A 22,438-nucleotide genomic window follows, 5' to 3' on the forward strand; every position below is an offset into this window, starting at 1 on the left:
CCGATGTCCAAGGTATTCATCGCCCTGCAGACCAACGACGACACCCGCTCGATCATCCAGGCCATCCTCGCCGACAACCCCCACGCCATCGCCAACGAGCAGCCGGCCATGGTGAAGATCGACGCGGAGGGTGCCCTGGTGGTGCGCCGCTCGACCATCGAAGAGCTGATCGGCCGCGACTTCGACCTGCAGGAACTGCACATCAACCTGATTTCCCTCACCGGTCACGTGGACGAGACCGACGACGAACTGACCCTGAGCTGGAACACCTGATCGCGCCAAGGAGACACGACAATGGACATGAAAGTCAGCAAGAAGAAGCTGGGCCTCAAGGAGAAGTACCAGCACATGACCCGCGGCCTGGGCTGGGAGACCACCTACCAGTCGATGGACGAGGTCTTCCCTTACGCCAAGTACGAAGGCATCAAGATCCATGACTGGGACAAGTGGGAAGACCCCTTCCGCCTGACCATGGATGCCTACTGGAAGTACCAGGCCGAGAAGGAGCGCAAGCTCTACGCCATCATCGACGCCTACGCCCAGAACAACGGCCATCTGTCGGTGACGGACGCCCGCTACATCAACGCGATCAAGCTCTTCCTCAACGGCATCAGCCCGCTGGAGTACATGGCTCACCGGGGCTTCGCCCATGCCGGCCGGCAGTTCCCGGGCGTCGGTCCGCGGGTGGCCTGCCTGATGCAGTCCCTGGACGAGATCCGCCACGCCCAGACCCAGATCCACTCGCTCTCCAACTACAACAAGTACTACAACGGCTTCCACGAGTACCGGCACATGCTCGAGCGCGTGTGGTATCTGTCGGTGCCGCGCTCCTTCTTCGACGACGCCTACACCGCCGGCCCCTTCGAGTTCATGGTGGCCATCGGCTTCAGCTTCGAGTACGTGCTGACCAACCTGCTGTTCGTGCCCTTTGTGTCGGGTGCGGCCTACAACGGCGACATGGGCACCATGACCTTCGGCTTCTCGGCCCAGTCCGATGAAGCCCGTCACATGACCCTGGGCCTCGAGGTCATCAAGTTCATCCTCGAGCAGGACCCGGACAACCTGCCCATCGTCCAGCAGTGGATCGACAAGTGGACCTGGCGCGGCTACCGGGTGCTGACCCTGGTCGGCATGATGATGGACTACATGCTGCCCAAGCGCATCATGAGCTGGAAGGAAGCCTGGGAGGTCTATTTCGAAGAGAACGGCGGCGCCCTGTTCAAGGATCTGGCCCGCTACGGCATCCGTCCGCCCAAGTGGCTCGACCAGATCGAGCAGGACAAGGACCACATCTCCCACCAGGCCTGGGCGACCTTCTACAACTACGCCGCCGCGTGCAATTTCCACACCTGGATTCCCACCGACGACGAGCTGGACTGGCTGTCCCAGAAGTACCCCAACAGCTTCGACAAGTACTACCGGCCGCGCCTGGAGCACTGGCGCGAGGAGGCCAAGAAGGGCAACCGCTTCTACAACAAGACGCTGCCCATGCTGTGTCAGACCTGCCAGATCCCGATGATCTTCACCGAGCCCGGCGACCCGACCCAGATCTGCTACCGGGAGGTGGACTACAAGGACAACAAGTACCACTTCTGCTCGGACGGCTGTAAGGAGATCTTCGAGCACGAGCCCGAGAAGTACATCCAGGCCTGGCTGCCGGTGCACCAGATCTACCAGGGCAACTGCTTCAACGAGGGGGTTGACCCCACCGCCGAGGGCTTCGACCCCCTGGCCGCGGTGCTCGACTACTACCACCTCAATTTCGGTCGCGACAACCTGGACTTCGACGGCTCGGAAGACCAGAAGAACTTCGAAGCCTGGCGCGGCATGGCCACCAAGAACACCTGATGGGTCGGCGGGCGGCCCCAGGCCGCCCGCCATCAAACAAGAACGAGGAGAGACAACCATGGGCGTTGCTGCCATCAAGGAATACGCGTTCGAGTCCGCCGACCGGCTCGAGAATTTTCACGGCAACCAGCTGCTGTACATCGGCTGGGACAAGCACCTGCTGTTCTGTGCGCCGTTCTGCCTGCCCATGCCGCCAGCCATGCGCTTCGGCGACATCATCGACAAGGTGCTGCCGGGCGTCTTCGGCTATCACCCGGACTTTGCGAAGATCGACTGGAGCAAGGTGATGTGGCTGAAGTCGGGCCAGCCCTGGCAGGCCGACTTCAACAAGACCCTGGCCGAGCTGGGCCTCAAGCACAAGGACGTGCTGCGCTTCCAGACCCCGGGCCTGGACGGGATCAAGGGTTCGGCGAGCTGACATGTCCTACGAACTGACCATCGAGCCCCTGGGCCAGACCATCGAGGTGGAGGAGGGCCAGACCATCCTCGACGCGTCCCTGCGTGCCGGCATCTGGCTGCCCCACGCCTGCTGCCACGGCCTGTGTGCCACCTGCAAGGTGCAGGTGGTGGATGGCGAAGTCGATCACGGCGAGGCCTCCAGCTTTGCCCTGATGGACTTCGAACGCACCGAGGGCAAGACCCTGGCCTGCTGCGCGCGCCTGGAGTCGGACGTGACCATCGAGGCCGAGATCGACGAGGAGCCGGATGCCGAGTCGATCCCGGTACGGGATTTTCCCGGGGTGGTCAGCCGTATCGAGCCCCTCACGCCGACCATCAAGGGCATCTTCATCGAGCTGGACGAGGCCATCCATTTTCAGGCGGGCCAGTACATCAACCTGGAGATTCCGGGGCTGGGCATCACCCGCGCCTTCTCCCTCGCCAATGCGCCGGGGCAGGGGCGGGAGGTGGAGCTCAACGTGCGCATCGTGCCCGGCGGCGTGGGCACCGGCCACCTCCATGAGCGCCTCGCGGTGGGTGACCGGGTGCGCTTTTCCGGCCCCTACGGCCGCTTCTTCGTGCGCAAGTCGGCCGGTGTGCCGCTGCTCTTCATGGCCGGGGGCTCGGGCCTGTCCAGCCCGCGCAGCATGATCCTGGATCTGCTGGGTGAAGGCTGCACGCTGCCCATCACCCTGGTGTATGGCCAGCGCAGCCGGGCCGAGCTGTACTACCACGACGAGTTCCTGGCGCTGGCGGCACGGCATCCCAACTTCCAGTACGTGCCGGCCCTCTCCGACGAGCCGGCGGACTCGGACTGGCAGGGCTTCCGGGGTTATGTGCACGACGCGGCCAAAGCCCACTTCGACAACGACTTCCGGGGTCACAAGGCCTATCTGTGCGGGCCACCCCTGATGATCGACGCGTGCATCTCGACCCTGATGCAGGGGCGGCTGTTCGAGAACGACATCTTCACCGAGAAGTTCTTTTCGGCGGCGGACGCCCAGCAGGTGCGCAGCCCCCTGTTCAAGCGGGTGTAGGGGCTCCGCACCCTGGGTTTTACCAATAGATTTATAAAATCTCGAGAAAAGTTTGACTTATCGAGAAGTCTGATTAAGATACACAGCAGCACTCGCCGCCACGGGCTGCACCCCGGGCGAGGCGAACATCCAAAGACAAAAGAGGAGACAAGAACATGGCAGTTACCGGTGTAATGCGTCCGGGCCACATGCAGCTGCGTGTGCTCGACCTGGACGAAGGGGTCAATCACTACAAGAACGTGCTGGGCCTCATCGAGACCGGCCGCGACGCCCAGGGGCGGGTGTATTTCAAGGCCTGGGACGAGCGCGACCACAACAGCCTGATCCTGCGCGAGGCCGACTCGGCCGGCATGGATTTCTTCGCCTTCAAGGTGGCCGACAAGGCCACCCTCGAAAAGCTCGATGCCGACCTGAAGGCCTACGGCGTCAGCACCGAGCGCATTCCGGCCGGCGAGCTGCTGGAAACCGGTGAGCGCGTGCGCTTCATGATCCCCTCGGGCCACGCCATCGAGCTCTACGCCGAGAAGACCGACGTGGGCAACGGCATGTCCTATGTCAATCCCGATCCCTGGACCCCCGACGCCGAACGCGGCATCGCCCCGGTACGCCTCGACCACGCCCTGGTGTACGGCCCGGACATCGAGAAGGTGCAGAAGCTGTTCGTGGACGTACTGGGCTTCTACCTGGTGGAGCGGGTGCTGATGGAAGACGGCAAGACCGACCTGGCCATCTGGCTGTCCTGCTCCCACAAGGCCCACGACATCGCCCTGGTGCGCCACCCCGAGCCGGGCAAGCTGCACCACGTGTCCTTCCTGTTGGACACCTGGGAGAAGGTGCTGCGCGCCGCCGACATCATGTCCATGAACAAGGTGTCCATCGACATCGGCCCGACCCGCCACGGCGTCACCCGCGGCACCACCATCTACGCCTTCGATCCTTCAGGCAACCGCTTCGAGACCTTCTGCGGCGGCTACCAGCCCTATCCCGACTACGCCCCCATCACCTGGACCTGGGAAGAAGTGGGCACCGGCGTCTTCTACCATGACCGCAAGCTCAACGAGCGCTTCCTGACCGTGGTGTCCTGAGGCGGCTTGGAGGGGCGGGGGCGCGCTCAGTGCCGTGCCCCGCCCAGCATCATCTGACGCAAGGCATCCATCTCGACCGGCCGGCTGAGCAAGAAGCCCTGGGCTTCGTGACAGCCGATGCCTGTCAGGTAGTCCAGCTGGGCCCGGGTTTCCACCCCTTCGGCGATGACCCGGAGTTTGAGGGACTGGCCCATCCGCACGATGGCGTCGGCGATCGCCCGGTCTTCCTCGTCATCGGTGATGTCCTGCACGAAGGAGCGATCCACCTTGAGCTTGCTGACCTGGAAACGCTTCAGGTAGGCCAGGCTCGAATACCCCGTGCCGAAATCGTCGATGGCCACCGAGATGCCCAGGGCGCGCACGCTGGCGATCAGGTCGATGAAGCGTGCCGCATCCTTCATGAGGGTGGACTCGGTGAGCTCCAGCTCGATGCACGAGGGTCGGGCACCGGTGTCGCGCAGCACGGCCGCCAGGGTGCTTCCGAAGTCTTCCTTGTGGATCTGCACCGCCGACACATTGACGGCGATGCGCAGCGGGTGACCGGCGTCGCTGAAGGTCCGTGCCATCCGGCAGGATTCGTGCAGCGCCCATTCGCCCATGGGGACGATCAGGCCGGTTTCCTCCGCGAGCGGAATGAACTGCCCCGGGCTGATCTCCCCCGCGTGGCCGGAGCGCCAGCGCATCAGGGCCTCAACGCCGGTCATGCGGCCGTCGTCGAGGGCAAACTGGGGCTGGTAAACCAGGCGCAGCTCCCCGGCTGACAGGGCGTGGCGCAGGCGGGTGGTGAGGGCCAGGCGGTCGGCCGAGTCCTTGTTCATCCCCACGTCGAAAAAGCTGAAGGCGCCGCGGCCGAGGCCCTTGGCGTGGTACATGGCCATGTCGGCCTTTTTCATCAGGGTGTCGAAGTCGGTGCCGTCCACTGGAGCCACGGCAATGCCCAGGGTGCCGGTGGAGGTGAGCGCCTGGCCACCCAGCTCGAAGGGGGCTTCCAGGGCCCGGCAGATCTTCTCGGCCACCGAGGCAAAGAAGCGCACCGATTCGTCGCCTTCCACCAGGATGATGAACTCGTCTCCGCCAAGGCGGCTGATGGTGTCGCTGCGGCGCAGGCAGTGGGTGAGGCGGCGGGTCACGGCGATGAGCAGCTCGTCACCGATGCCATGGCCGAGGGTGTCGTTGATGCGCTTGAAGTGATCGAGATCGAGGAAGTACAGGGCCAGGGCCCGCTGTCCGCGGCTGACCCGCTGATACATCTGCTCGAAGCGGTCGCGCAGCAGGACCCGGTTGGGCAGGCCGGTGAGGGCGTCGTGGTGGGCCAGGTACTGGATCTTCTCCTCGGCGGCCTTGCGCACGCTGATGTCGCTGAAGGCGGCCACGTAATGGGCCACCCGTCGGTCGGGGTGGCGCACCACGCGGATGGTCAGCCACTTGGGGTAGATCCGGCCGCTCTTGTGGCGGTCGATGATCTCGCCTTCCCAGCGGTCGTCGCGCTCCAGGGTCTCCCACATGGCCCGGTAGAAGTCGGCGTCATGCTGGCCGGAGCGGAGCATGCCCGGGGTCTGGCCGACGGCTTCGGCGGCGGTGTAGCCGGTGATGGTGGTGAAGGCGGTGTTGATGCTCTCGATGCGGTTCTCGGCATCGGTGACCATCAGGGCTTCGTTGCTGTGGTTGAAGACCAACTGGGCGAGTTCGAGCTGGGCCTGCTGTTCCCGCTGGGGGGTGATGTCGGTGAACACCCAGATCGAGCCCGCCAGGGGGGCACTGACCTCCAGGGGGCGCCCCGACAGGCGTATCCATACCGGGCTGCCATCCTTGCGCACCATGCAGGTGTCGCCTTCGCTGTAGCCGCTGCGGGCCAGTTCGCCGTAGATCCGGCCGCCCACGCTGAGATAGTCCTGCCGGCTGGGGTAGAGGATCTCGGTGAGCTGGCCGATCATCTCGGCCGGGGACTCGTAGCCGAAGATCTCCGCCATGCGGGTGTTCACGTCGAGCATCTTGCGGTCGTCCGCCAGGATGATGCCGACGTGGGCGTTGTCGAAGATCGCCCGTTGCTGGCCCAGCAGATGGCGGATGCGCTCCTCGCCCGCCTTGAGGGAGGTGATGTCGCTGGCGCTGATCACGAAGCCGCCGTCGGGCATGGGAAAACGCGCCAGCTCCAGCACCGGCCCGCCAGTCTGGGTCTGCTCGAAGCGGCTGATGCGGGCCAGGGTGCCGAGGCCGGGGGGGCACAGCCGCGTCATGGTGCGGCTGATGGCGCGCAGAGCGTCCAGGGGGCTGCCCGCCTGGGCCAGATCGAGGGGCAGTTCCAACAGTTCGAAGTAGCGCAGGTTCCACGCCACCAGCCGTCGCTCGGCGTCGAAGACGGCGATGCCGTGGTCGATGGTGTCCAGGGTGGACTGGAGCAGGCGCGATTTGTGGGCCAGTTCGCGCTGGCGCAGGCGCGCCTCCTCGGCCTTGAGGTCGGTGACGTCCGAGTAGATGCCGACCAGGCAGCCATCGGCCATGCGGTGTTCGCGGATCTGCAGGGCCTGACCGGTGGGCAGCTGCATTTCGCAGCGCCCATCCTGCCCGCGTCCGGCTTTCAGGGTGGGCAACACGCTTCCGCCGGCGGCCGAGTCGTGGCCGGCGGCTTCGGCCAGCACGTCTCCCAGGGGGCGGTTGCCGGTGTTGCCGGCCAGGCGGTCGAGCTGGCGGAAGGCCTCGTTGCACAGCAGGACGTGATCCTCGGGGTCGAACAGGGCGAAGCCGTCGGAGATGTTCTCCACGGCGGCTTCCAGCTGCAGGCGTGCGGCGGTGGCCCGCGCCGAGACTTCGCCGAGAGCTTCCAGGGCGGCGGTAAGCTCTTCGGTGCGCTGGCGGATCTGGTCCTCCAGCACCGCGGTGGTCTGCAGCAGGCCGTAGTCGCGACCCTGGTCATTGAGGCTGCGCTCCACCTGGTAGGCGAGGGCGTCGATGATCTTGTCCCGGCGCAGCAGCTCTTCCAGCAGGCCCTGGGCGTCGTCAGTGGCACAGCGGATGTCGCCATTGAGGATCATGATGCGGCCGGCCGCCTGCCGAAGGCGATGCCGGTGAAGGTCTGGTTGATGTGCATGCCCCGGTATTGCTCGCCGAAGGTGTTAAAGCCGATCACCCGGCTGGCGGCCATCCGCGCACCCACGGTGTCGACGATTTTGCGGGCACGGCACTCGAGCAGCCGCAGAATGCAGTCGCAGCCGAGGATCAGCTCCACCTCGCCGACCTTTGCCGCGGCCTCGAGCAAGGCAGTGTCCAGGTTGGCCAGGATGTCCTCGCCGCGTGCCATGCGGAACACGATGCCCCGGTCGATGGCGCAGAAGAAGCTCAGGCTGCCGTCCGGATTGACCCGCTGGATGGAGCGCACGAAATCCGCGTTGCCGATGCGCACCACCACCGGGTGGGCGGCAAACACATGCGGGCTCAGGGCGGCCGTGTCCATGCCCAGGGCGCGGGCATACTCGGGCGCCGCCAGGCAGCCGTTGATCTCGGTGACGATGCGCCTCTCCGGAATGGCGCCGGTGACCACCAGGCGGGTCTCGGTGGGGCTGAAATGCTGGGTCTTGAACAGCGTGAAGGGATGTCGGGATGCGGCCACCAGCAGCACCGCAGCGTTGCGCAGCAGGCGCCCGCCGAAGATCACCCGGGTATCGGTGAAGCTCAGCTCGTCCCCGGCCGAGCCGCCGGTGAGGGGAATGCCCCCGAGCCCGTCGTGAAAGGCCCGGGCGACGGACTCCTCCCGCGAGGACAGGCCGTCCACCAGCATGAAGGCGAAGCAGTGTTCGTTGTCGAGGCCCCCCAGGCGGGCCTGCAGGCGGCTGCGCAGCTCCTGGGCGAAGAGCGCCATGCTGCGGGCGTCGGTGTGTTCCAGGTCTTCCAGCAGGCCGATCTCGAAGTCGATCTCGCCGGGGGCGAAGTGGGCGCCGCTGAGGCTGCCCTCCCGGTATCCGCCGGGGCCGATCTCGCCGGCCGTGGTGCAGCCGATCAGGGGCGTATCGCCGAAGGCTGCCCGCAGATTGTCGGCGAGGGCGTCTGGTGCAAAGCGGCTCGATGCAAACACAATCGACAGCCCGCCGTCGCCGGGGCGAAGCCCGGCTGCCAGTTCGCGGGAGGCGTCCGCCGGATCGTCGCTGTCGCTCGAGCCGATGCGGATGCCCGACACCCCGCCGTCACCGGCGTGTGTGTTGGCAATCATTATTGTTCTGTCTCCTCCGGAGCATCGCCGTGTGCAGGCTGGCTAGCTTGCGCATGCGTCAATGCTCCCACCTCCGTCTAACGGAGGCGCGATTCTATAACTTTAGTCTGATATCGGAGGAGGTTCCCGCGAAGCGGCCTCAAGCCACTTCAGCTGATGAAGTCGGCGGGCAGCTGGCGCACGGCTTCGAGGGTGCGCAGGATGTGCTCGGAGAGGATGCGCGTGGCCTCGGCCGCGTTGCGGGCGAGGGCGGCGTCGACGATGGCCTGGTGCTCGGCGTGGACGTCCCGGGGGATGGGCTGCCGGAACAGGGACAGGCGGCGGTAGCGCTCGGATTGGTGATACAGGATGTTCTGGAAGTGGCGGATCCAGCGCGACGGGCAGGCGCCGATGAGCACCTCGTGGAAGGCCCGGTTGCGCAGCTCCCACTCTTCACGGCTGGTCTTGGAGCCGTCGCTGAGCTTCTCCTCGGCCCGGGACAGCAGGTGGAAGGCGGCCACCACGCTGGCCTCCCAGGCATCGTCGCCCAGCTCGATGGATTGCTGCAGGGCCGAAGTCTCCAGCAGCACCCGGGTGCGGGTGATGTCGGCGAAGTCGTCGAGGGAAATGGGCGCCACCCGGAAGCCGCGCTGCCCCTGGGCCACCACCAGCGCATCGGTGACGAGCAGCTGCAGGGCCTCCCGCAGGGTGCCGGCGCCGACTTCGTACTGATCCTTCAGGTGTTCCACCCGCAGCTTGTCGCCCGGGCGGTGCACGCCTTCGATGATGTCCCTGCGCAGCTGGCGATAGGCCGCTTCGGCCAGGGTCTTGGGTTCGTCGCCGTCGGTGACGAGATCGGGGGCATTGGCCAGGTCGTTCATGGTGTGGTTTCCGCTGTTCTTGTTCATGGCCCCGCAGGGCGCAGATGAATGGAGCGAATTCTAGCCTAATGGGCTTATTCCGATCATAGGCAAAAATCTCGAGAAAAAGTATTGACGTCGAGATAAGAAGTAAATATCGTTGCATCCACAAAATCTATAAGTGGATGTGAGACATGAGCGACAAAACGATCTCCCCGGTGACACCGGTAGCCGTGACCCAGCAGGTCATTTCGGCTGCCGCCGTCAGCGTCGCCCTCGAGGCTGCCATTGCCCACGCCGAACGGATCGGTGTGCGCATCAACGTGGCGGTGGCTGACAGCGGCGGCAACCTCGCCGGCTTCCTGCGCATGCCCGGCGCCTTTCTCCAATCCATCGACATCGCCATCGACAAGGCCTACACGGCTGCCGGCTTCGGGTTTTCGACGAAGGACTGGATGCAGCTGATCGGCCACGACGAAGGCATGAAGCTGGGCTTTTCGGCACGTCCCCGTCTGGTGGTGTTCGGTGGTGGTCTGCCGATCCGGGCCGGTGGCGCCCTGATCGGCGGCATCGGCGTGTCCGGTGCCTCTGAAGCCCAGGACGAGGAATGTGCCCGGGCGGCCCTGGCCGCCATCGGCGCGGAATGACACAGGCAGCTCTTCACCGGAAGGAAGAACAACAGATGAAACGGATCAAGAACTTCATCAACGGCGAGTTCATCGAGGCCGCCAGCGGGCGCCTCTTCGACAAGCGCTCGCCCCTCGACAACCAGGTCATCGCCCGGATCAGCGAGGCGGGGCGCCCCGAGGTCGAGTCCGCCGTGGCCGCCGGGCACGCTGCCCTGGCCGGCGAGTGGGGGCGCATCACCGTGGCCGACCGGGTGGACCTGCTGTACGGCGTGGCCAACGAGATCAACCGGCGCTTCGAGGACTTCCTCGCTGCCGAGGTGGCCGACACGGGCAAGCCCATGAGCCTCGCCCGCCACCTGGACATCCCCCGTGGGGCGGCCAACTTCAAGATCTTCGCCGACGTGGTGAAGAACGTGCCCACCGAATTCTTCGAGATGGCCACCCCCGACGGGCGCGGCGCCATCAATTACGCCGTGCGTCGCCCGGTGGGCGTGGTGGGCGTGGTGTGCCCGTGGAACCTGCCTCTGCTGCTGATGACCTGGAAGGTCGGCCCGGCCCTGGCCTGCGGCAACGCCGTGGTGGTCAAGCCCTCCGAGGAAACCCCCCAGACCGCCACCCTGCTGGGTGAGGTGATGAACGCCGTGGGCATCCCCAAGGGCGTGTACAACGTGGTGCACGGCTTCGGGCCGGATTCCGCCGGCGAGTTCCTGACCCGCCACCCGGGCGTCAACGCCATCACCTTCACCGGCGAGACCCGCACCGGCGCCGCCATCATGAAGGCCGCCGCCGATGGCGCCCGGCCGGTGTCCCTGGAGATGGGGGGCAAGAACCCGGCCATCGTCTTTGCTGACGCCGATCTGGACGCCGCCATCGAGGGCACCCTGCGTTCCTGCTTTGCCAACTGTGGCCAGGTGTGCCTGGGCACCGAGCGGGTGTATGTGGAACGGCCCCTGTTCGACGCCTTCGTGGCGCGCCTCAAGCAGGGCGCCGAGAACCTGGTCATCGGCACGCCCGACAAGGCCGACACCGGCCTGGGTCCGCTGATCTCCAAGGAGCACCAGGAGAAGGTGCTGGGCTACTACCGCAAGGCGGTGGAGGAGGGCGCCACCGTGGTGACCGGCGGCGGCGTGCCCGACATGCCCGCCGGCCTCAAGGACGGCGCCTGGGTGCAGCCCACCATCTGGACCGGTCTCGGTGACGACGCGGCGATTGCCCGGGAGGAGATCTTTGGCCCCTGCACCCTGGTGATGCCCTTCGACAGCGAGGAAGAGGTGGTGGCCCGTGCCAACAACACCACCTACGGCCTCGCCGCGTCGGTATGGACCAAGGACGTGACCCGCGCCCACCGCGTCGCCGGCCGCCTGGAAGTGGGCCTGGTGTGGGTGAACTCCTGGTTCCTGCGGGATCTGCGCACCCCCTTCGGTGGCGCCAAGCAGTCAGGTATCGGCCGCGAGGGTGGCGTGCATTCCCTCGAGTTCTACACCGAGCTCAAGAACATCTGCGTGAAGCTGTAATGGACGCCAGCGTCTCCACCCCGGAAATCGGCCGCAGCGTGCTGGCGGCCGGCCGGCACACCAATGTCCATGATCTGGGCAGCGGTGCGCCGGTGCTGCTGATCCACGGCTCCGGGCCGGGCGTCACCGCCTGGGCCAACTGGCGCCTGGTGATGCCCGCCCTGGCCGAATCGCGCCGGGTGATCGCACCGGACATGGCCGGCTTCGGCTACACCGAGCGCCTGCCCGGTGACGACTACACGATGGACAACTGGGTGGCCCACGCCATCGGTGTGCTCGACGCCCTGGGCATCGAGCGGACCGACCTTGTGGGCAACTCCTTTGGCGGCGCGATTGCCCTGGCCCTGGCCATCCGCTACCCGGCGCGGGTGCGGCGCCTGGTGCTGATGGGCAGCGTGGGCGTGCCCTTCGCGATCACCCCGGCGCTGGACGCCGTGTGGGGCTATGAGCCCTCGCTGGAGGCCATGCGCGGCCTGCTCGACCTGTTTGCCTTTGACCGCAGCCTGGTCAATGACGAGCTGGCCCGCCTGCGCTACGAAGCCAGCATCCGCCCGGGTTTCCAGGAGTCTTTTGGCGCCATGTTCCCGGCCCCGCGTCAGCGCTGGGTGGACGCCATGGCCAGCGCCGAGGCCGATATCCGGGCGCTACCCAACCAGACCCTGGTGATCCACGGCCGGGAGGACAAGGTGATCCCCCTGCAGACCTCCCTGACCCTGGCGAGCTGGATTCCCCGTTCCCAGCTGCACGTTTTCGGGCAGTGCGGCCACTGGACGCAGATCGAACACGCCAGCCGCTTTGCCCGCCTGGTGGGCGACTTCCTGGCCGAAGCCGCCGCCGACGAACCCCAACCGCTTTCCTGAGAGACCACCATGGACAAGGCCCTGATCACCCAGCTCGGCGACGAGCTCTACGAAGCCCTCGTCAAACGTGAAACCGTGACGCCCCTGAGCGAGCGCCATCCAGAGATCACCATCGAGGACGCCTACCAGATCCAGCAGCAGATGATCGCCCGCCGGCTGGCCGCCGGAGAGCGGGTCGTCGGCAAGAAGATCGGCGTGACCTCGAAGGTGGTCATGAACATGCTCAATGTGCATCAGCCCGACTTCGGCTGGCTGCTCGACGGCATGGTGTACAACGAGGGTGAGGCCGTCCCCGCCAGTACCCTGATCCAGCCCCGGGCCGAAGGCGAGATCGCCTTTCTGATGAAGAAGGACCTGATGGGCCCCGGCCTCACCGCCGCCGACATTCTGGCCGCCACCGAAGGGGTGATGGCCTGCTTCGAGATCGTGGACAGCCGCATCAAGGACTGGAAGATCAAGATCCAGGACACCGTCGCCGACAACGCCTCGTGTGGCGTGCTGGTGCTGGGCGACCGCATCGTCGATCCGCGCAAGGTGGATCTGGCCACCTGCGGCATGGTGCTGGAAAAGAACGGCGAGATCGTCGGTACCGGCTCGGGGGCCGCCGCCCTGGGGCATCCGTGCAATGCCATGGCCTGGCTGGCCAACACCCTCGGGCGCCTGGGCATCGGCCTCAAGGCCGGCGACATCGTTCTGTCCGGTTCCCTTGCGGCCCTGATCCCCGTCACCGCCGGCGACAGCCTGCGGGTGAGCATCGGCGGCATCGGCGGCTGTTCCGTCCGCTTCAGCTGAGGTCGCCATGGATCTCCAGCTCACCGGCAAGCGCGCCCTCGTCACCGGCTCCACCTCGGGCATCGGCTTTGCCATCGCCTGCGCCCTCGCCGCCGAAGGCGCCCAGGTCACCCTCAACGGCCGCAGCCGCTCCGGCGTGTCGGCGGCAGTGGCCCGGCTGATCGAAGCCGTGCCCGGCGCCCGGGTCGATGGCGTGGCTGCCGACCTGTCTTCGGCTGCGGGCTGCGAGGCCCTCACCGCCACCTGCGCCGACGTGGACATCCTCGTGAACAACCTGGGCATCTTCGACCCCCGGCCTTTCGAGGAGATCCAGGATATCGAGTGGTTCAACTTCTTCGAGACCAACGTGATGAGCGGGGTGCGCCTGTCCCGCCATTACCTGCCGGCCATGAAGACGCGGGACTGGGGGCGCATCGTCTTCATCTCCAGCGAGTCGGGTGTGTGTCCGCCGGCCGAGATGGTCCATTACGGCATGAGCAAGTCGGCCCAGCTGTCGGTGGCCCGGGGCATGGCCGAGACCTGCGTCGGCTCCGGCGTGACCGTCAATTCGGTGCTGCCCGGCCCGACCCGCACCGAGGGCGTCGGCACCTTCTTCGGGCGCCTGGCGGAAGAGCAGGGCGTCTCCCTCGAGCAGGCCGAGCAGGACTTTTTTGCCAACGCCCGGCCCACGTCCCTGATCAAGCGCTTCATCGAACCTGCCGAGGTGGCCAGCCTGGTCGCCTACGTGTGCAGCCCCCTCGCTTCTGCCACCCACGGCGCGGCCCTGCGGGTCGAAGGCGGTGTGGTGCGCAGCATGGTTTAACCCTTCGCGACCTTAAAAGGAACAACAGCGATGACCCAAAAAATCAAATGCGCCCTGATCGGCCCCGGCAACATCGGGACCGACCTCTTGGCCAAACTGCAGCGCAGCCCGGTGCTCGAGCCGGTGTGGATGGTCGGCATCGACCCCGAGTCCGACGGCCTCAAGCGCGCCCGCGAGATGGGCATCAAGACCACCGCCGAGGGCGTGGACGGCCTCCTGCCCCATGTGCTCGCCGACGGCGTGCAGATCGCCTTCGACGCCACCAGCGCCTACGTGCATGCCGAGAACAGCCGCAAGCTCAACGAGCTGGGCGTGCTGATGATCGACCTCACCCCGGCCGCCATCGGCCCCTACTGCGTGCCGCCGGTCAACCTGCTCGAGCACGTCGGTAAAGGGGAAATGAACGTGAACATGGTCACCTGCGGTGGCCAGGCCACCATCCCGATGGTCGCTGCGGTCTCCCGCGTCCAGAAGGTGGTGTATGGCGAGATCGTCGCCACCGTGTCGTCCAAGTCGGCCGGCCCCGGCACCCGCAAGAACATCGACGAATTCACCCGCACCACCGCGGGCGCTGTCGAGCGCGTGGGCGGCGCCGAAAAGGGCAAGGCCATCATCATCATCAACCCGGCCGAACCCCCGCTGATGATGCGCGACACCGTGCACTGCCTGGTCGAAGGCGAGCCCAAGCAGGACGAGATTCGCGAATCCATCGCCGCGATGATCAAGGAAGTCCAGAAGTACGTGCCGGGCTACCGGCTGGTCAATGGCCCGGTGTTCGACGGCAACCGCGTGTCCGTCTTCCTGGAAGTCGAAGGCCTGGGCGACTACCTGCCCAAGTACGCCGGCAACCTGGACATCATGACCGCCGCCGCCGCCCGCACCGCCGAGATGTTTGCCGAAGAGATGATCGCCGGCCGTCTGACCCTGAAACCCGTTGCCGCGTAAGGAGCCGGACATGGATCTCAAAGGCAAGAAGATCACCCACGCGGATGGCGCCCGGCCGTCCGAAGCCAGCCGCGATCCCCTCGGGGGATCGACCGCCACGCGTGGCGGTCGAGGGGCTGTCACATTGCACGACATGACCCTGCGCGACGGGATGCACCCCAAGCGCCACCTCATGTCCCTCGAGCAGATGAAGTCGATCGCCACCGGCCTCGACGAAGCGGGCATCCCGCTGATCGAAGTCACCCACGGCGACGGCCTGGGCGGCAGCTCGGTGAACTACGGTTTCCCGGCCCACACCGACGAGGAATACCTCTCCACCGTGATCCCGCTGATGAAGCAGGCCAAGGTCTCGGCGCTGCTCTTGCCGGGCATCGGCACCGTCGATCACCTGAAGATGGCCCGCGAGCTGGGCGTGAACACCATCCGCGTGGCCACCCACTGCACCGAGGCCGATGTGTCCGAACAGCACATCACCATGGCCCGCAAGCTCGAGATGGACACCGTCGGTTTCCTGATGATGAGCCACATGAACAGCCCCGAAGGGCTGGTCAAGCAGGCCAAGCTGATGGAAGGCTACGGCGCCAACTGCATCTACGTGACCGACTCCGCCGGCCACCTGCTGCCCGACGGCGTGAAGGCGCGCCTCTCCGCCGTGCGTGATGCGCTGAAGCCCGAAACCGAGCTGGGCTTCCACGGCCACCACAACCTGGCGATGGGCGTCGCCAACTCCATCGCCGCGATCGAAGTGGGCGCCACCCGCATCGACGCCGCCGCCGCAGGCCTGGGTGCCGGGGCCGGCAACACCCCGATGGAAGTCTTCATCGCCGTGGCCGACCTGATGGGCATCCACACCGGCGTGGACGTGGCCAGGATCACCGACGTGGCCGAAGACCTGGTGGTGCCGATCATGGACTTCCCGATCCGTATCGACCGGGACGCGCTGACCCTGGGCTACGCCGGGGTGTATGGCTCCTTCCTGCTGTTTGCCAAGCGCGCCAGCGCCAAGTACGGCGTGCCGGCCCGGGACATCCTGGTGGAGCTGGGCCGCCGCGGCATGGTGGGCGGCCAGGAGGACATGATCGAGGATACGGCCATCACCATGGCGCGGGCACGGGGCCTCATGGCCTGATCCCCGGCGGGGCCGCGCTCCGCCTTTCTAACGCAGAACTGACCGACGGCCCGTCCCTTTGCGGAGGGGCCGTCGCAGGAGTCCGCATCATGGATGCCGAAATCTTTGCCTTGCTCGGGCAGGACGGGGTCACCAACGGGGCGATCTACGCCCTCCTGGCCCTCGCCCTGGTCCTGGTGTTTGCGGTCACCCGCATCATCTTCATTCCCCAGGGGGAGTTCCTTGCCTGGGGTGCCCTGACCATGGCCGCCCTGGAGGCCGGCCATTACCCTGGTACCGTGTGGCTGCTGCTGGGGGCCGGGGCGCTGACCTTCGCTGCCGACCTGTTGGGGGGGGCGGCGGCGCGCCGCCAGCTGGGCAGGTCCGCCCTGTGGAACCTGCTGTATCCGGCCGTGCTGGCCGGCCTGCTGTGGGGGCTGCCCCTGCAGGCGCTGCCCCAGGTGGCGAAGGGCCTGCTGGCCCTGCTCATCGTGGTGCCGCTGGGGCCGATGATCTACCGGGTGGCCTTTCAGCCGGTGGCCGAGGCGCCGGTGCTGGTGCTGCTGATCGTGGCCGTGGCCCTGCACCTGCTGATGGTGGGCATCGGCCTGCTGATCTTCGGGCCGGAAGGCTCGCGCACCCTGCCGTTCAGCGAGGCCCAGTTCGAGATTGGCTCCCTGGTGGTGGGCGGACATACGCTGGTGGTGCTGGCCGCTTCGGTGCTGCTGATCGTGGCGCTCTACCTCTACTTTGACCGCAGCCTGGGCGGCAAGGCCCTGCGCGCCACCGCCATCAACCGCAACGGCGCCCGCCTGATGGGTATCTCGCCGGCCCTGGCGGGGCGGCAGACCTTCTTCTTCGCGGCCCTCATCGGCACCCTGTCCGGCCTGCTGGTGGCGCCCCTCACCACCGTGTACTACGACAGCGGTTTCCTGATCGGCCTCAAGGGCTTCGTGGCGGCCATCATCGGCGGCCTCGCCAGCTATCCGCTGGCGGCGGGCGGCGCGGTGCTGGTCGGCCTGCTCGAATCCTTCTCGTCCTTCTGGGCGAGCGCCTTCAAGGACGTGATCGTGTTCACCCTGATCATCCCCGTTCTGATGTGGCGTTCGCTCACGTCCCACCATGTGGAGGAAGAAGAATGAACTCCCGTTCCCTTGCCGTGGAGGCGGGCGCCACCGGGCTGCTGCGCTCACGCCACGTGCTCGCCGTGTTTCTGGTGATGCTGGCCCTGGCGCCCCTGGCGCTGCCCGAGTTCTACGTCACGCTGCTCAACTACGTGGGGCTGTCGGCCCTGGTGGCCCTGGGCCTGGTGCTGCTCACCGGCGTGGGCGGCCTGACCAGCTTCGGGCAGGCGGCCTTTGTGGGCCTCGGCGCCTACACCACCGCGTGGCTCACCACCACGCCGGAGCTGCCGGCCTGGCTGGGCTTCACCGGCGCATCCCCGTGGGCTGCCCTGGTGCTGGGCCTGCTGCTCACCGCCACGGTGGCGGTCATCCTGGGCTCGGTAACCCTGAAGCTGTCGGGCCACTACCTGCCCCTGGGCACCATGGCCTGGGGCATCAGCCTGTACTTCCTGTTTGGCAACATGGAGTTTCTGGGCGGCCACGCCGGCCTGTCCAACCTGCCGCCGATCACCCTGTTCGGTTTTGCCCTGCTCGACAACCGGCACTACTACTACCTGGTGTGGCTGTTCGTGCTGGTGGGTTTGTTCACCACCCGCAACCTGCTGGATTCCCGCGAGGGCCGGGCCATCCGCGCCCTCAAGGGCGGCATCGTGATGGCCGAGGCCATGGGGGTGGATACGTCCCGGGCGCGCATGGTGATCTTCGTGCTGGCGGCCCTGCAGGCCTGCGCGGCGGGCTGGCTGTATGCCCACCTGCAGCGCTTTGTTAACCCCACGCCCTTTGGTCTGCACATCGGCATCGAGTACCTCTTCATGGCGGTGGTGGGCGGGGCAGGGCAGGTGTGGGGGGCGCTGATCGGCGCCGGTGTCATCACCGTGCTCAAGCAGTGGCTGCAGGACATCCTGCCCAAACTCTTCGGTTCCGCCGGGCACTTCGAGGTGATCGTTTTCGGCCTGATGATGATCATCGTGCTGCACCGGGCGCGGGAAGGCCTGTGGCCGCTGCTGGCCCGGCTGGTGCCGGTGCGGGCCGAGCCCAAGCTCATCGACCCGAAGGCCGAACCCCTGCCGAAGAAGGCCCAGCCGCCCCACGGCGAGACCATCCTGGAAGCCCGCGAGGTGACCCGCCGGTTTGGCGGCTTGGTGGCCAACAACGCCATGAGCCTGCATGTGAAGGCGGGCGAGATCCTGGCCCTGATCGGCCCCAACGGCGCTGGCAAGAGCACCATGTTCAACCAGCTCTCCGGGGTGGATACGCCTACCTCCGGCGAGGTGCTGTTCCGCGGCCAGTCGGTGGCGGGGCGCAGCTCGCGGCAGATCGCTGCCCTGGGCATGAGCCGCACCTTCCAGCACGTGCGCCTGCTGCCGCGGATGAGCGTGCTCGAGAACGTGGCCATCGGTGCCCACATGCGCGGCAGCCGTGGTGTGCTGCCCGCTGCCTGGCGCCTCGACCGGGCCGACGAAGCCCGCCTGCTGCGCGAGGCCGCCATCCAGGTCGAGCGCGTTGGCCTGGGCGAGTTCATGCACACCGAGGCTGGCAGCCTGGCCCTGGGCCAGCAGCGCATCCTCGAGATCGCCCGCGCCCTGTGCTCCGACCCCTGCCTGCTGCTCCTTGACGAGCCCGCCGCCGGCCTGCGCCTGAAAGAGAAGCAGGCCCTCTCCGAGCTGCTGCGGCGCCTCAAGTCCGAAGGTATGGCGGTGCTCATCGTCGAGCACGACATGGACTTTGTGATGAACCTGGTGGATCGGGTGGTGGTGATGGAGTTTGGCGAGAAGATCGCCGAGGGCCTGCCGGAAGAAGTCCAGCAGGACCCGGCCGTGCTCGAAGCCTACCTGGGGGGTGTCTGAGATGAGCACAAACAAGAATGTACTGGAGGTGAAGGACCTGTCGGTGGCCTACGGCAAGGTCGAGGCGGTGAGCAAGCTCAGCCTCGCCGTGGGCGAAGGGCAGATCGTCACCGTGATCGGCCCCAACGGCGCCGGCAAGACCACCACCCTGTCGGCCATCATGGGCCTGCTGCCGTCCTCGGGCCAGGTGGCCTTTGACGGCAGCATCGAGCAGGTGCCCGAGGTGGAGCGCATGGTGGTGCGCGGCATGAACCTGGTGCCCGAGAAGCGTGAGCTGTTCGGCTCCATGAGCATCGAGGACAACCTGCTGCTGGGCGCCTTTCAGCGTAACCGCAGCGGCCACAAGGACCACCCGGAGACGATGGAGGAGGTGTTCGCCCTCTTTCCCCGCCTCAAGGAGCGCCGCGCCCAGGCCGCCGGCACCCTGTCGGGGGGCGAGCGGCAGATGCTGGCCGTGGGCCGCGCCCTGATGGCCAAGCCCAAGCTGCTGATGCTCGACGAGCCCAGCCTGGGGCTGGCCCCGCTGATCGTGCGGGAGATCTTCCGCATCATCGCCGAGCTGCGCCGCCGCGGCGTGTCCATCCTGCTGGTCGAGCAGAACGCCCGTGCCGCCCTGCAGGTGGCCGACTATGCCTATGTGCTCGAGAACGGCGGCATCAAGATGCAGGGCGAGGCCACCAGCCTGCGCAACGACCCCCGCGTCATCGAGAGCTACCTGGGCCTGGCCAGCAAGCACCAGGAAATGCTGGCCACCTGACCTAACCGGAGACACCCCCATGCGCGCACTGCAAGTCCTGGCGGACGAACACCAATCCCTGGCGGCCATCCTGCATGCCGTCCGCTTCATGCTTAAGGAGATCGGCGCCGGCCGCCTGGCCCCCGACATCAAGCTGCTGCGCGGCATGGTGGACTACCTGGAGGCCTACCCCGAGCAGCAGCACCACCCCAAGGAAGACCGCCTGCTCTTTGGCCGGCTGGCCGCCCGCACCGATGATGGCCGCGAGCTGCTCGATAAGCTCTTCCGCCAGCACGCCGGCACCGCCGAGCGCATCGCCCTGCTGGAGAAGGCCCTGGACGCCTTCGAGCAGAACCCGGCCGACGTGGCTGGCCTGTCGGCGGCCTTCGACACCTACGCCGAGTTCTACCGCAACCACATGATCCTGGAGGAGCGGGAGATCCTGCCCCTGCTGCGCAAGCACTTCACCCCCGACGACTGGGCCGAGATCGACGCCGAGCTGGCGGCCATGGGCAACAGCATGGGCAGCCTGCCGGGTGAGGACTTCGCCGCCATCTTCTCGAAACTGGTGGCCTCTGCGCCCCCGCCCATCGGCTTCGGCGCCGGCCCCTACCAGGGCTGAGCTTGCCCCCGACCCCCTGCATTGAAAGGATACCCCCCATGAGCACCCCCACCCTGACCGAAGCCGCCACCAGCCGCTTCATCCGCATCCAGGAAGGCGACCTGGACCTGCAGCTGCACTACAACGACATCGGCGAAGGTGCCGAGACCGTGGTCATGCTCCACGGCTCCGGCCCCGGCGCCAGCGGCTGGGCCAACTTCAACCGCAACATCGAGCCCCTGGTGACGGCCGGCTACCGGGTGATCCTGATGGACTGCCCGGGCTGGAGCAAGAGCGACCCCATCGTGTGCACCGGCTCCCGCTCCGACCTCAACGCCCGCGCCCTCAAGGGCCTGCTCGACGGCCTGGGCCTCGACAAGGTGCATATCATCGGCAACTCCATGGGCGGCCACAGCGCCGTGGCCTTTGCGCTCGCCAACCCCGCCCGGGTCGGCAAGCTGGTGCTGATGGGTGGTGGCACCGGCGGCCCCAGCCAATTTGTGCCCATGCCCACCGAAGGCATCAAGCTGCTCCAGGGCCTCTACCGCGAGCCCACCATCGACAACCTCAAGAAGATGATGGCCGTCTTCGTGTTCGACAGCAGCAGCCTTACCGAAGAACTCTTCCAGGCCCGCCTGGACAACATGCTGGCCCGCCGCGACCACCTGGAGAACTTCGTCAAGAGCCTGGCCGCCAACCCCAGGCAGTTCCCCGACTTCGGGCCGCGCCTGGGCGAAGTGACCGCCCCGGCCCTCGTCATCTGGGGCCGCGACGACCGCTTCGTGCCCATGGACGTGGGCTTGCGCCTGATCTGGGGCATGCCCAATGCCGAGCTGCACATCTTCAACCGCTGCGGCCACTGGGCCCAGTGGGAACACGCCGACAAGTTCAACCGCATGGTGCTGGACTTCCTGACGCACTGAGCGTCTTCCCTGCTGTCAAACTGCGGTTCGGCAGCAGGAGAAATTCTTACCCGGCCCGAGGAAGCGCTCTACGTAGCCACCACGAGCTCTCGGCAAACCGAGATGGGGAGGTACAGCATCAAGGGCGAGTCTGGCGAGGCCTTGAACCCATATTTCCGGTAGAACGATGCCGCCTTGTCATGTTTGGCATCGACAACGAGTGCGACCCCCGCACCCTGATTCGATATCTCCACGACGCGCTCAATTGCATTGAGCAGGAGGGTTTCCCCCAGGCGGAACCCCCTTCCTTGCAGATCTTCCCTGATCGCAAGGCGGCCCAATCTGATGACGGGTACTACAGTTGGCAGGCTGCGTTTGAATGGAACGGCCGCTCCATCGGCCTGCGAAATCGTCAGCGCATAGAATCCGAGCACAGCTGCCGGATTCGCCTCATCGACGAGGACGAATGTCCGGGATGTGTGTTTGCTTTGTTGCTGAAGCGCTTGAGTCTCAAGCCACTTGTCCAGATCTACTTCGCCACACCTGAAGTTGGCTCGGTCATGTACCGACGTCAAGAGTTGAACTTGAACCCGCATTTATTACCTTTCCTGCGTGATAGCGCTTGAATGCGTCCGCCAAGGCAGGTGCAGGTGGAGGCGGATTGTCGATCAGATCGAAGAACCATTCGGCAGACGCAGCCGACATTTTGATGACTCTCTCGTTCTCGATGATCTTCTCGGCCTTCTCCACTGCAGCTTGCGTGACGAACTGATTGAGCGTCGAGCCGACCATGGACGCGGCGGTCTCAAGCACCTCGATAACGTTTTGTGGAACACGGGCAGTAATACGCCCCCGGCTAACTGAAGCTGCTTCCAGCAACTTGGTGTTGGCCATCTGCAAACCCCCTAGATATGTAAGTGAAATAAAAATGCGGCGATCCGGGAACTGGCGTGTGATCTCCTTTCTTTGTCGCCTATGAGTAGTGATGGTGCCATATTGGCACCGAGCAATCAAATTTTGGTGTCAATATGGCACCATCTCTTGATCTTCCGCGTAGGGTGAGCATGCCGCTTGACTGAGGCCTGATGTGCTCTCTCGACCCTTCAGCATTCCTTAACCCCCTCCTC

Annotated in this window: 22 protein-coding genes; 17 read left to right on the forward strand and 5 right to left on the reverse strand. The window is 66.2% G+C overall.

Features of this window, described 5'->3' with window-relative positions; translation table 11 throughout:
• The first annotated feature begins 3 nt into the window (after positions 1–3).
• The 5 genes from L6Q67_RS02005 (at position 4) to L6Q67_RS02025 (ending at position 4,408) form a co-directional block, all read left to right on the forward strand.
• On the forward strand, positions 4–273 hold the full coding sequence (locus L6Q67_RS02005; RefSeq protein WP_296564432.1) for an MmoB/DmpM family protein: 270 nt from the start codon (positions 4–6) through the stop codon (positions 271–273).
• Between the two features lie 21 nt (positions 274–294).
• Positions 295–1,848: an aromatic/alkene/methane monooxygenase hydroxylase/oxygenase subunit alpha gene (locus L6Q67_RS02010; RefSeq protein WP_296564434.1), complete on the forward strand. Its 1,554-nt coding sequence runs from the start codon at positions 295–297 to the stop codon at positions 1,846–1,848.
• 58 nt (positions 1,849–1,906) lie between these two features.
• Entirely contained in the window at positions 1,907–2,266 is a 360-nt protein-coding gene (locus L6Q67_RS02015) for a phenol hydroxylase subunit P4 (RefSeq protein ID WP_296564436.1), read from the forward strand.
• Between the two features lies 1 nt (position 2,267).
• Positions 2,268–3,323 carry an NADH:ubiquinone reductase (Na(+)-transporting) subunit F gene (locus tag L6Q67_RS02020; RefSeq protein ID WP_296564439.1) on the forward strand — a complete coding sequence of 352 codons (1,056 nt, stop codon included), beginning with the start codon at positions 2,268–2,270 and terminating at the stop codon, positions 3,321–3,323.
• A 155-nt stretch (positions 3,324–3,478) separates the two neighbouring features.
• Entirely contained in the window at positions 3,479–4,408 is a 930-nt protein-coding gene (locus L6Q67_RS02025) for a catechol 2,3-dioxygenase (RefSeq protein ID WP_296564441.1), read from the forward strand.
• 26 nt (positions 4,409–4,434) lie between these two features.
• Here the strand turns inward: L6Q67_RS02025 and L6Q67_RS02030 are convergent, their stop codons facing one another.
• The 3 genes from L6Q67_RS02030 to L6Q67_RS02040 all read right to left on the reverse strand — a co-directional run bounded on the left by L6Q67_RS02030 (position 4,435) and on the right by L6Q67_RS02040 (position 9,472).
• Positions 4,435–7,440, reverse strand: coding sequence for an EAL domain-containing protein (locus L6Q67_RS02030; protein ID WP_296564444.1), 3,006 nt, complete (start codon positions 7,438–7,440; stop codon positions 4,435–4,437).
• A complete protein-coding gene (locus L6Q67_RS02035) occupies positions 7,437–8,612 on the reverse strand; it encodes an FIST N-terminal domain-containing protein (RefSeq protein ID WP_296564446.1) in 1,176 nt (391 codons plus the stop codon). The genes L6Q67_RS02030 and L6Q67_RS02035 overlap by 4 nt, the downstream gene beginning before the upstream one ends.
• Before the next feature lie 149 nt (positions 8,613–8,761).
• Positions 8,762–9,472, reverse strand: a complete 711-nt coding sequence (locus L6Q67_RS02040; protein WP_296564449.1) for an FCD domain-containing protein — start codon at positions 9,470–9,472, stop codon at positions 8,762–8,764.
• 173 nt (positions 9,473–9,645) lie between these two features.
• Here L6Q67_RS02040 and L6Q67_RS02045 point away from each other — a divergent pair, with 173 nt between their 5' ends.
• The 12 genes from L6Q67_RS02045 to L6Q67_RS02100 all read left to right on the forward strand — a co-directional run bounded on the left by L6Q67_RS02045 (position 9,646) and on the right by L6Q67_RS02100 (position 21,332).
• Positions 9,646–10,098 (forward strand): heme-binding protein, encoded by a 453-nt coding sequence (locus L6Q67_RS02045; RefSeq protein ID WP_296564451.1) that lies wholly within the window; start codon positions 9,646–9,648, stop codon positions 10,096–10,098.
• Positions 10,099–10,133: 35 nt separating this feature from the next.
• Positions 10,134–11,594, forward strand: a complete 1,461-nt coding sequence (locus L6Q67_RS02050; RefSeq protein ID WP_296564453.1) for a 2-hydroxymuconic semialdehyde dehydrogenase — start codon at positions 10,134–10,136, stop codon at positions 11,592–11,594.
• Positions 11,594–12,454 (forward strand): alpha/beta fold hydrolase, encoded by an 861-nt coding sequence (locus L6Q67_RS02055; protein ID WP_296564456.1) that lies wholly within the window; start codon positions 11,594–11,596, stop codon positions 12,452–12,454. Before L6Q67_RS02050 ends, L6Q67_RS02055 begins: the two co-directional genes overlap by 1 nt.
• A 9-nt stretch (positions 12,455–12,463) precedes the next feature.
• The gene (gene dmpE, locus L6Q67_RS02060) at positions 12,464–13,246 is read left to right on the forward strand and encodes a 2-oxopent-4-enoate hydratase (protein ID WP_296564459.1); all 783 of its coding nucleotides are present in this window, start codon (positions 12,464–12,466) and stop codon (positions 13,244–13,246) included.
• Between the two features lie 7 nt (positions 13,247–13,253).
• On the forward strand, positions 13,254–14,048 hold the full coding sequence (locus L6Q67_RS02065; RefSeq protein WP_296564462.1) for an SDR family NAD(P)-dependent oxidoreductase: 795 nt from the start codon (positions 13,254–13,256) through the stop codon (positions 14,046–14,048).
• A 30-nt stretch (positions 14,049–14,078) separates the two neighbouring features.
• Positions 14,079–14,993, forward strand: coding sequence for an acetaldehyde dehydrogenase (acetylating) (locus L6Q67_RS02070; protein ID WP_296564466.1), 915 nt, complete (start codon positions 14,079–14,081; stop codon positions 14,991–14,993).
• Between the two features lie 10 nt (positions 14,994–15,003).
• A complete protein-coding gene (gene dmpG, locus L6Q67_RS02075; RefSeq protein WP_296564469.1) occupies positions 15,004–16,122 on the forward strand; it encodes a 4-hydroxy-2-oxovalerate aldolase in 1,119 nt (372 codons plus the stop codon).
• 89 nt (positions 16,123–16,211) lie between these two features.
• Positions 16,212–17,243 (forward strand): branched-chain amino acid ABC transporter permease, encoded by a 1,032-nt coding sequence (locus L6Q67_RS02080; protein ID WP_296564472.1) that lies wholly within the window; start codon positions 16,212–16,214, stop codon positions 17,241–17,243.
• The gene (locus tag L6Q67_RS02085) at positions 17,240–19,072 is read left to right on the forward strand and encodes a branched-chain amino acid ABC transporter ATP-binding protein/permease (protein ID WP_296564475.1); all 1,833 of its coding nucleotides are present in this window, start codon (positions 17,240–17,242) and stop codon (positions 19,070–19,072) included. Before L6Q67_RS02080 ends, L6Q67_RS02085 begins: the two co-directional genes overlap by 4 nt.
• Before the next feature lies 1 nt (position 19,073).
• Complete coding sequence (locus L6Q67_RS02090; RefSeq protein WP_296564478.1) at positions 19,074–19,829, forward strand: ABC transporter ATP-binding protein; 756 nt, start codon at positions 19,074–19,076, stop codon at positions 19,827–19,829.
• 19 nt (positions 19,830–19,848) lie between these two features.
• The gene (locus L6Q67_RS02095) at positions 19,849–20,430 is read left to right on the forward strand and encodes a hemerythrin domain-containing protein (protein ID WP_296564481.1); all 582 of its coding nucleotides are present in this window, start codon (positions 19,849–19,851) and stop codon (positions 20,428–20,430) included.
• Between the two features lie 38 nt (positions 20,431–20,468).
• Positions 20,469–21,332, forward strand: a complete 864-nt coding sequence (locus L6Q67_RS02100) for an alpha/beta fold hydrolase (protein WP_296564484.1) — start codon at positions 20,469–20,471, stop codon at positions 21,330–21,332.
• A 68-nt stretch (positions 21,333–21,400) separates the two neighbouring features.
• Here the strand turns inward: L6Q67_RS02100 and L6Q67_RS02105 are convergent, their stop codons facing one another.
• On the reverse strand, positions 21,401–21,907 hold the full coding sequence (locus tag L6Q67_RS02105) for a GNAT family N-acetyltransferase (protein WP_296564487.1): 507 nt from the start codon (positions 21,905–21,907) through the stop codon (positions 21,401–21,403).
• Positions 21,870–22,205 (reverse strand): DUF1778 domain-containing protein, encoded by a 336-nt coding sequence (locus L6Q67_RS02110; protein ID WP_296564490.1) that lies wholly within the window; start codon positions 22,203–22,205, stop codon positions 21,870–21,872. The genes L6Q67_RS02105 and L6Q67_RS02110 overlap by 38 nt, the downstream gene beginning before the upstream one ends.
• Between the last annotated feature and the right edge of the window lie 233 nt (positions 22,206–22,438).

The sequence above is a fragment of the Zoogloea sp. genome, from assembly GCF_023150065.1.
Classification (GTDB): Bacteria; Pseudomonadota; Gammaproteobacteria; order Burkholderiales; family Rhodocyclaceae; genus Zoogloea.

Bases quoted from the DNA above. Each gene is read 5' to 3' on its own strand.
- L6Q67_RS02090 (WP_296564478.1), top strand. From the start codon at position 19,074: ATGAGCACAAACAAGAATGTACTGGAGGTGAAGGACCTGTCGGTGGCC.
- L6Q67_RS02010 (WP_296564434.1), top strand. From the start codon at position 295: ATGGACATGAAAGTCAGCAAGAAGAAGCTGGGCCTCAAGGAGAAGTAC.
- dmpG (WP_296564469.1), top strand. From the start codon at position 15,004: ATGGATCTCAAAGGCAAGAAGATCACCCACGCGGATGGCGCCCGGCCG.
- L6Q67_RS02050 (WP_296564453.1), top strand. From the start codon at position 10,134: ATGAAACGGATCAAGAACTTCATCAACGGCGAGTTCATCGAGGCCGCC.
- L6Q67_RS02005 (WP_296564432.1), top strand. From the start codon at position 4: ATGTCCAAGGTATTCATCGCCCTGCAGACCAACGACGACACCCGCTCG.
- L6Q67_RS02095 (WP_296564481.1), top strand. From the start codon at position 19,849: ATGCGCGCACTGCAAGTCCTGGCGGACGAACACCAATCCCTGGCGGCC.
- L6Q67_RS02065 (WP_296564462.1), top strand. From the start codon at position 13,254: ATGGATCTCCAGCTCACCGGCAAGCGCGCCCTCGTCACCGGCTCCACC.
- L6Q67_RS02035 (WP_296564446.1), bottom strand. From the start codon at position 8,612: ATGATTGCCAACACACACGCCGGTGACGGCGGGGTGTCGGGCATCCGC.
- L6Q67_RS02070 (WP_296564466.1), top strand. From the start codon at position 14,079: ATGACCCAAAAAATCAAATGCGCCCTGATCGGCCCCGGCAACATCGGG.
- dmpE (WP_296564459.1), top strand. From the start codon at position 12,464: ATGGACAAGGCCCTGATCACCCAGCTCGGCGACGAGCTCTACGAAGCC.
- L6Q67_RS02025 (WP_296564441.1), top strand. From the start codon at position 3,479: ATGGCAGTTACCGGTGTAATGCGTCCGGGCCACATGCAGCTGCGTGTG.
- L6Q67_RS02020 (WP_296564439.1), top strand. From the start codon at position 2,268: ATGTCCTACGAACTGACCATCGAGCCCCTGGGCCAGACCATCGAGGTG.
- L6Q67_RS02040 (WP_296564449.1), bottom strand. From the start codon at position 9,472: ATGAACGACCTGGCCAATGCCCCCGATCTCGTCACCGACGGCGACGAA.
- L6Q67_RS02105 (WP_296564487.1), bottom strand. From the start codon at position 21,907: ATGCGGGTTCAAGTTCAACTCTTGACGTCGGTACATGACCGAGCCAAC.
- L6Q67_RS02085 (WP_296564475.1), top strand. From the start codon at position 17,240: ATGAACTCCCGTTCCCTTGCCGTGGAGGCGGGCGCCACCGGGCTGCTG.
- L6Q67_RS02045 (WP_296564451.1), top strand. From the start codon at position 9,646: ATGAGCGACAAAACGATCTCCCCGGTGACACCGGTAGCCGTGACCCAG.
- L6Q67_RS02015 (WP_296564436.1), top strand. From the start codon at position 1,907: ATGGGCGTTGCTGCCATCAAGGAATACGCGTTCGAGTCCGCCGACCGG.
- L6Q67_RS02080 (WP_296564472.1), top strand. From the start codon at position 16,212: ATGGATGCCGAAATCTTTGCCTTGCTCGGGCAGGACGGGGTCACCAAC.
- L6Q67_RS02100 (WP_296564484.1), top strand. From the start codon at position 20,469: ATGAGCACCCCCACCCTGACCGAAGCCGCCACCAGCCGCTTCATCCGC.
- L6Q67_RS02110 (WP_296564490.1), bottom strand. From the start codon at position 22,205: ATGGCCAACACCAAGTTGCTGGAAGCAGCTTCAGTTAGCCGGGGGCGT.
- L6Q67_RS02055 (WP_296564456.1), top strand. From the start codon at position 11,594: ATGGACGCCAGCGTCTCCACCCCGGAAATCGGCCGCAGCGTGCTGGCG.
- L6Q67_RS02030 (WP_296564444.1), bottom strand. From the start codon at position 7,440: ATGATCCTCAATGGCGACATCCGCTGTGCCACTGACGACGCCCAGGGC.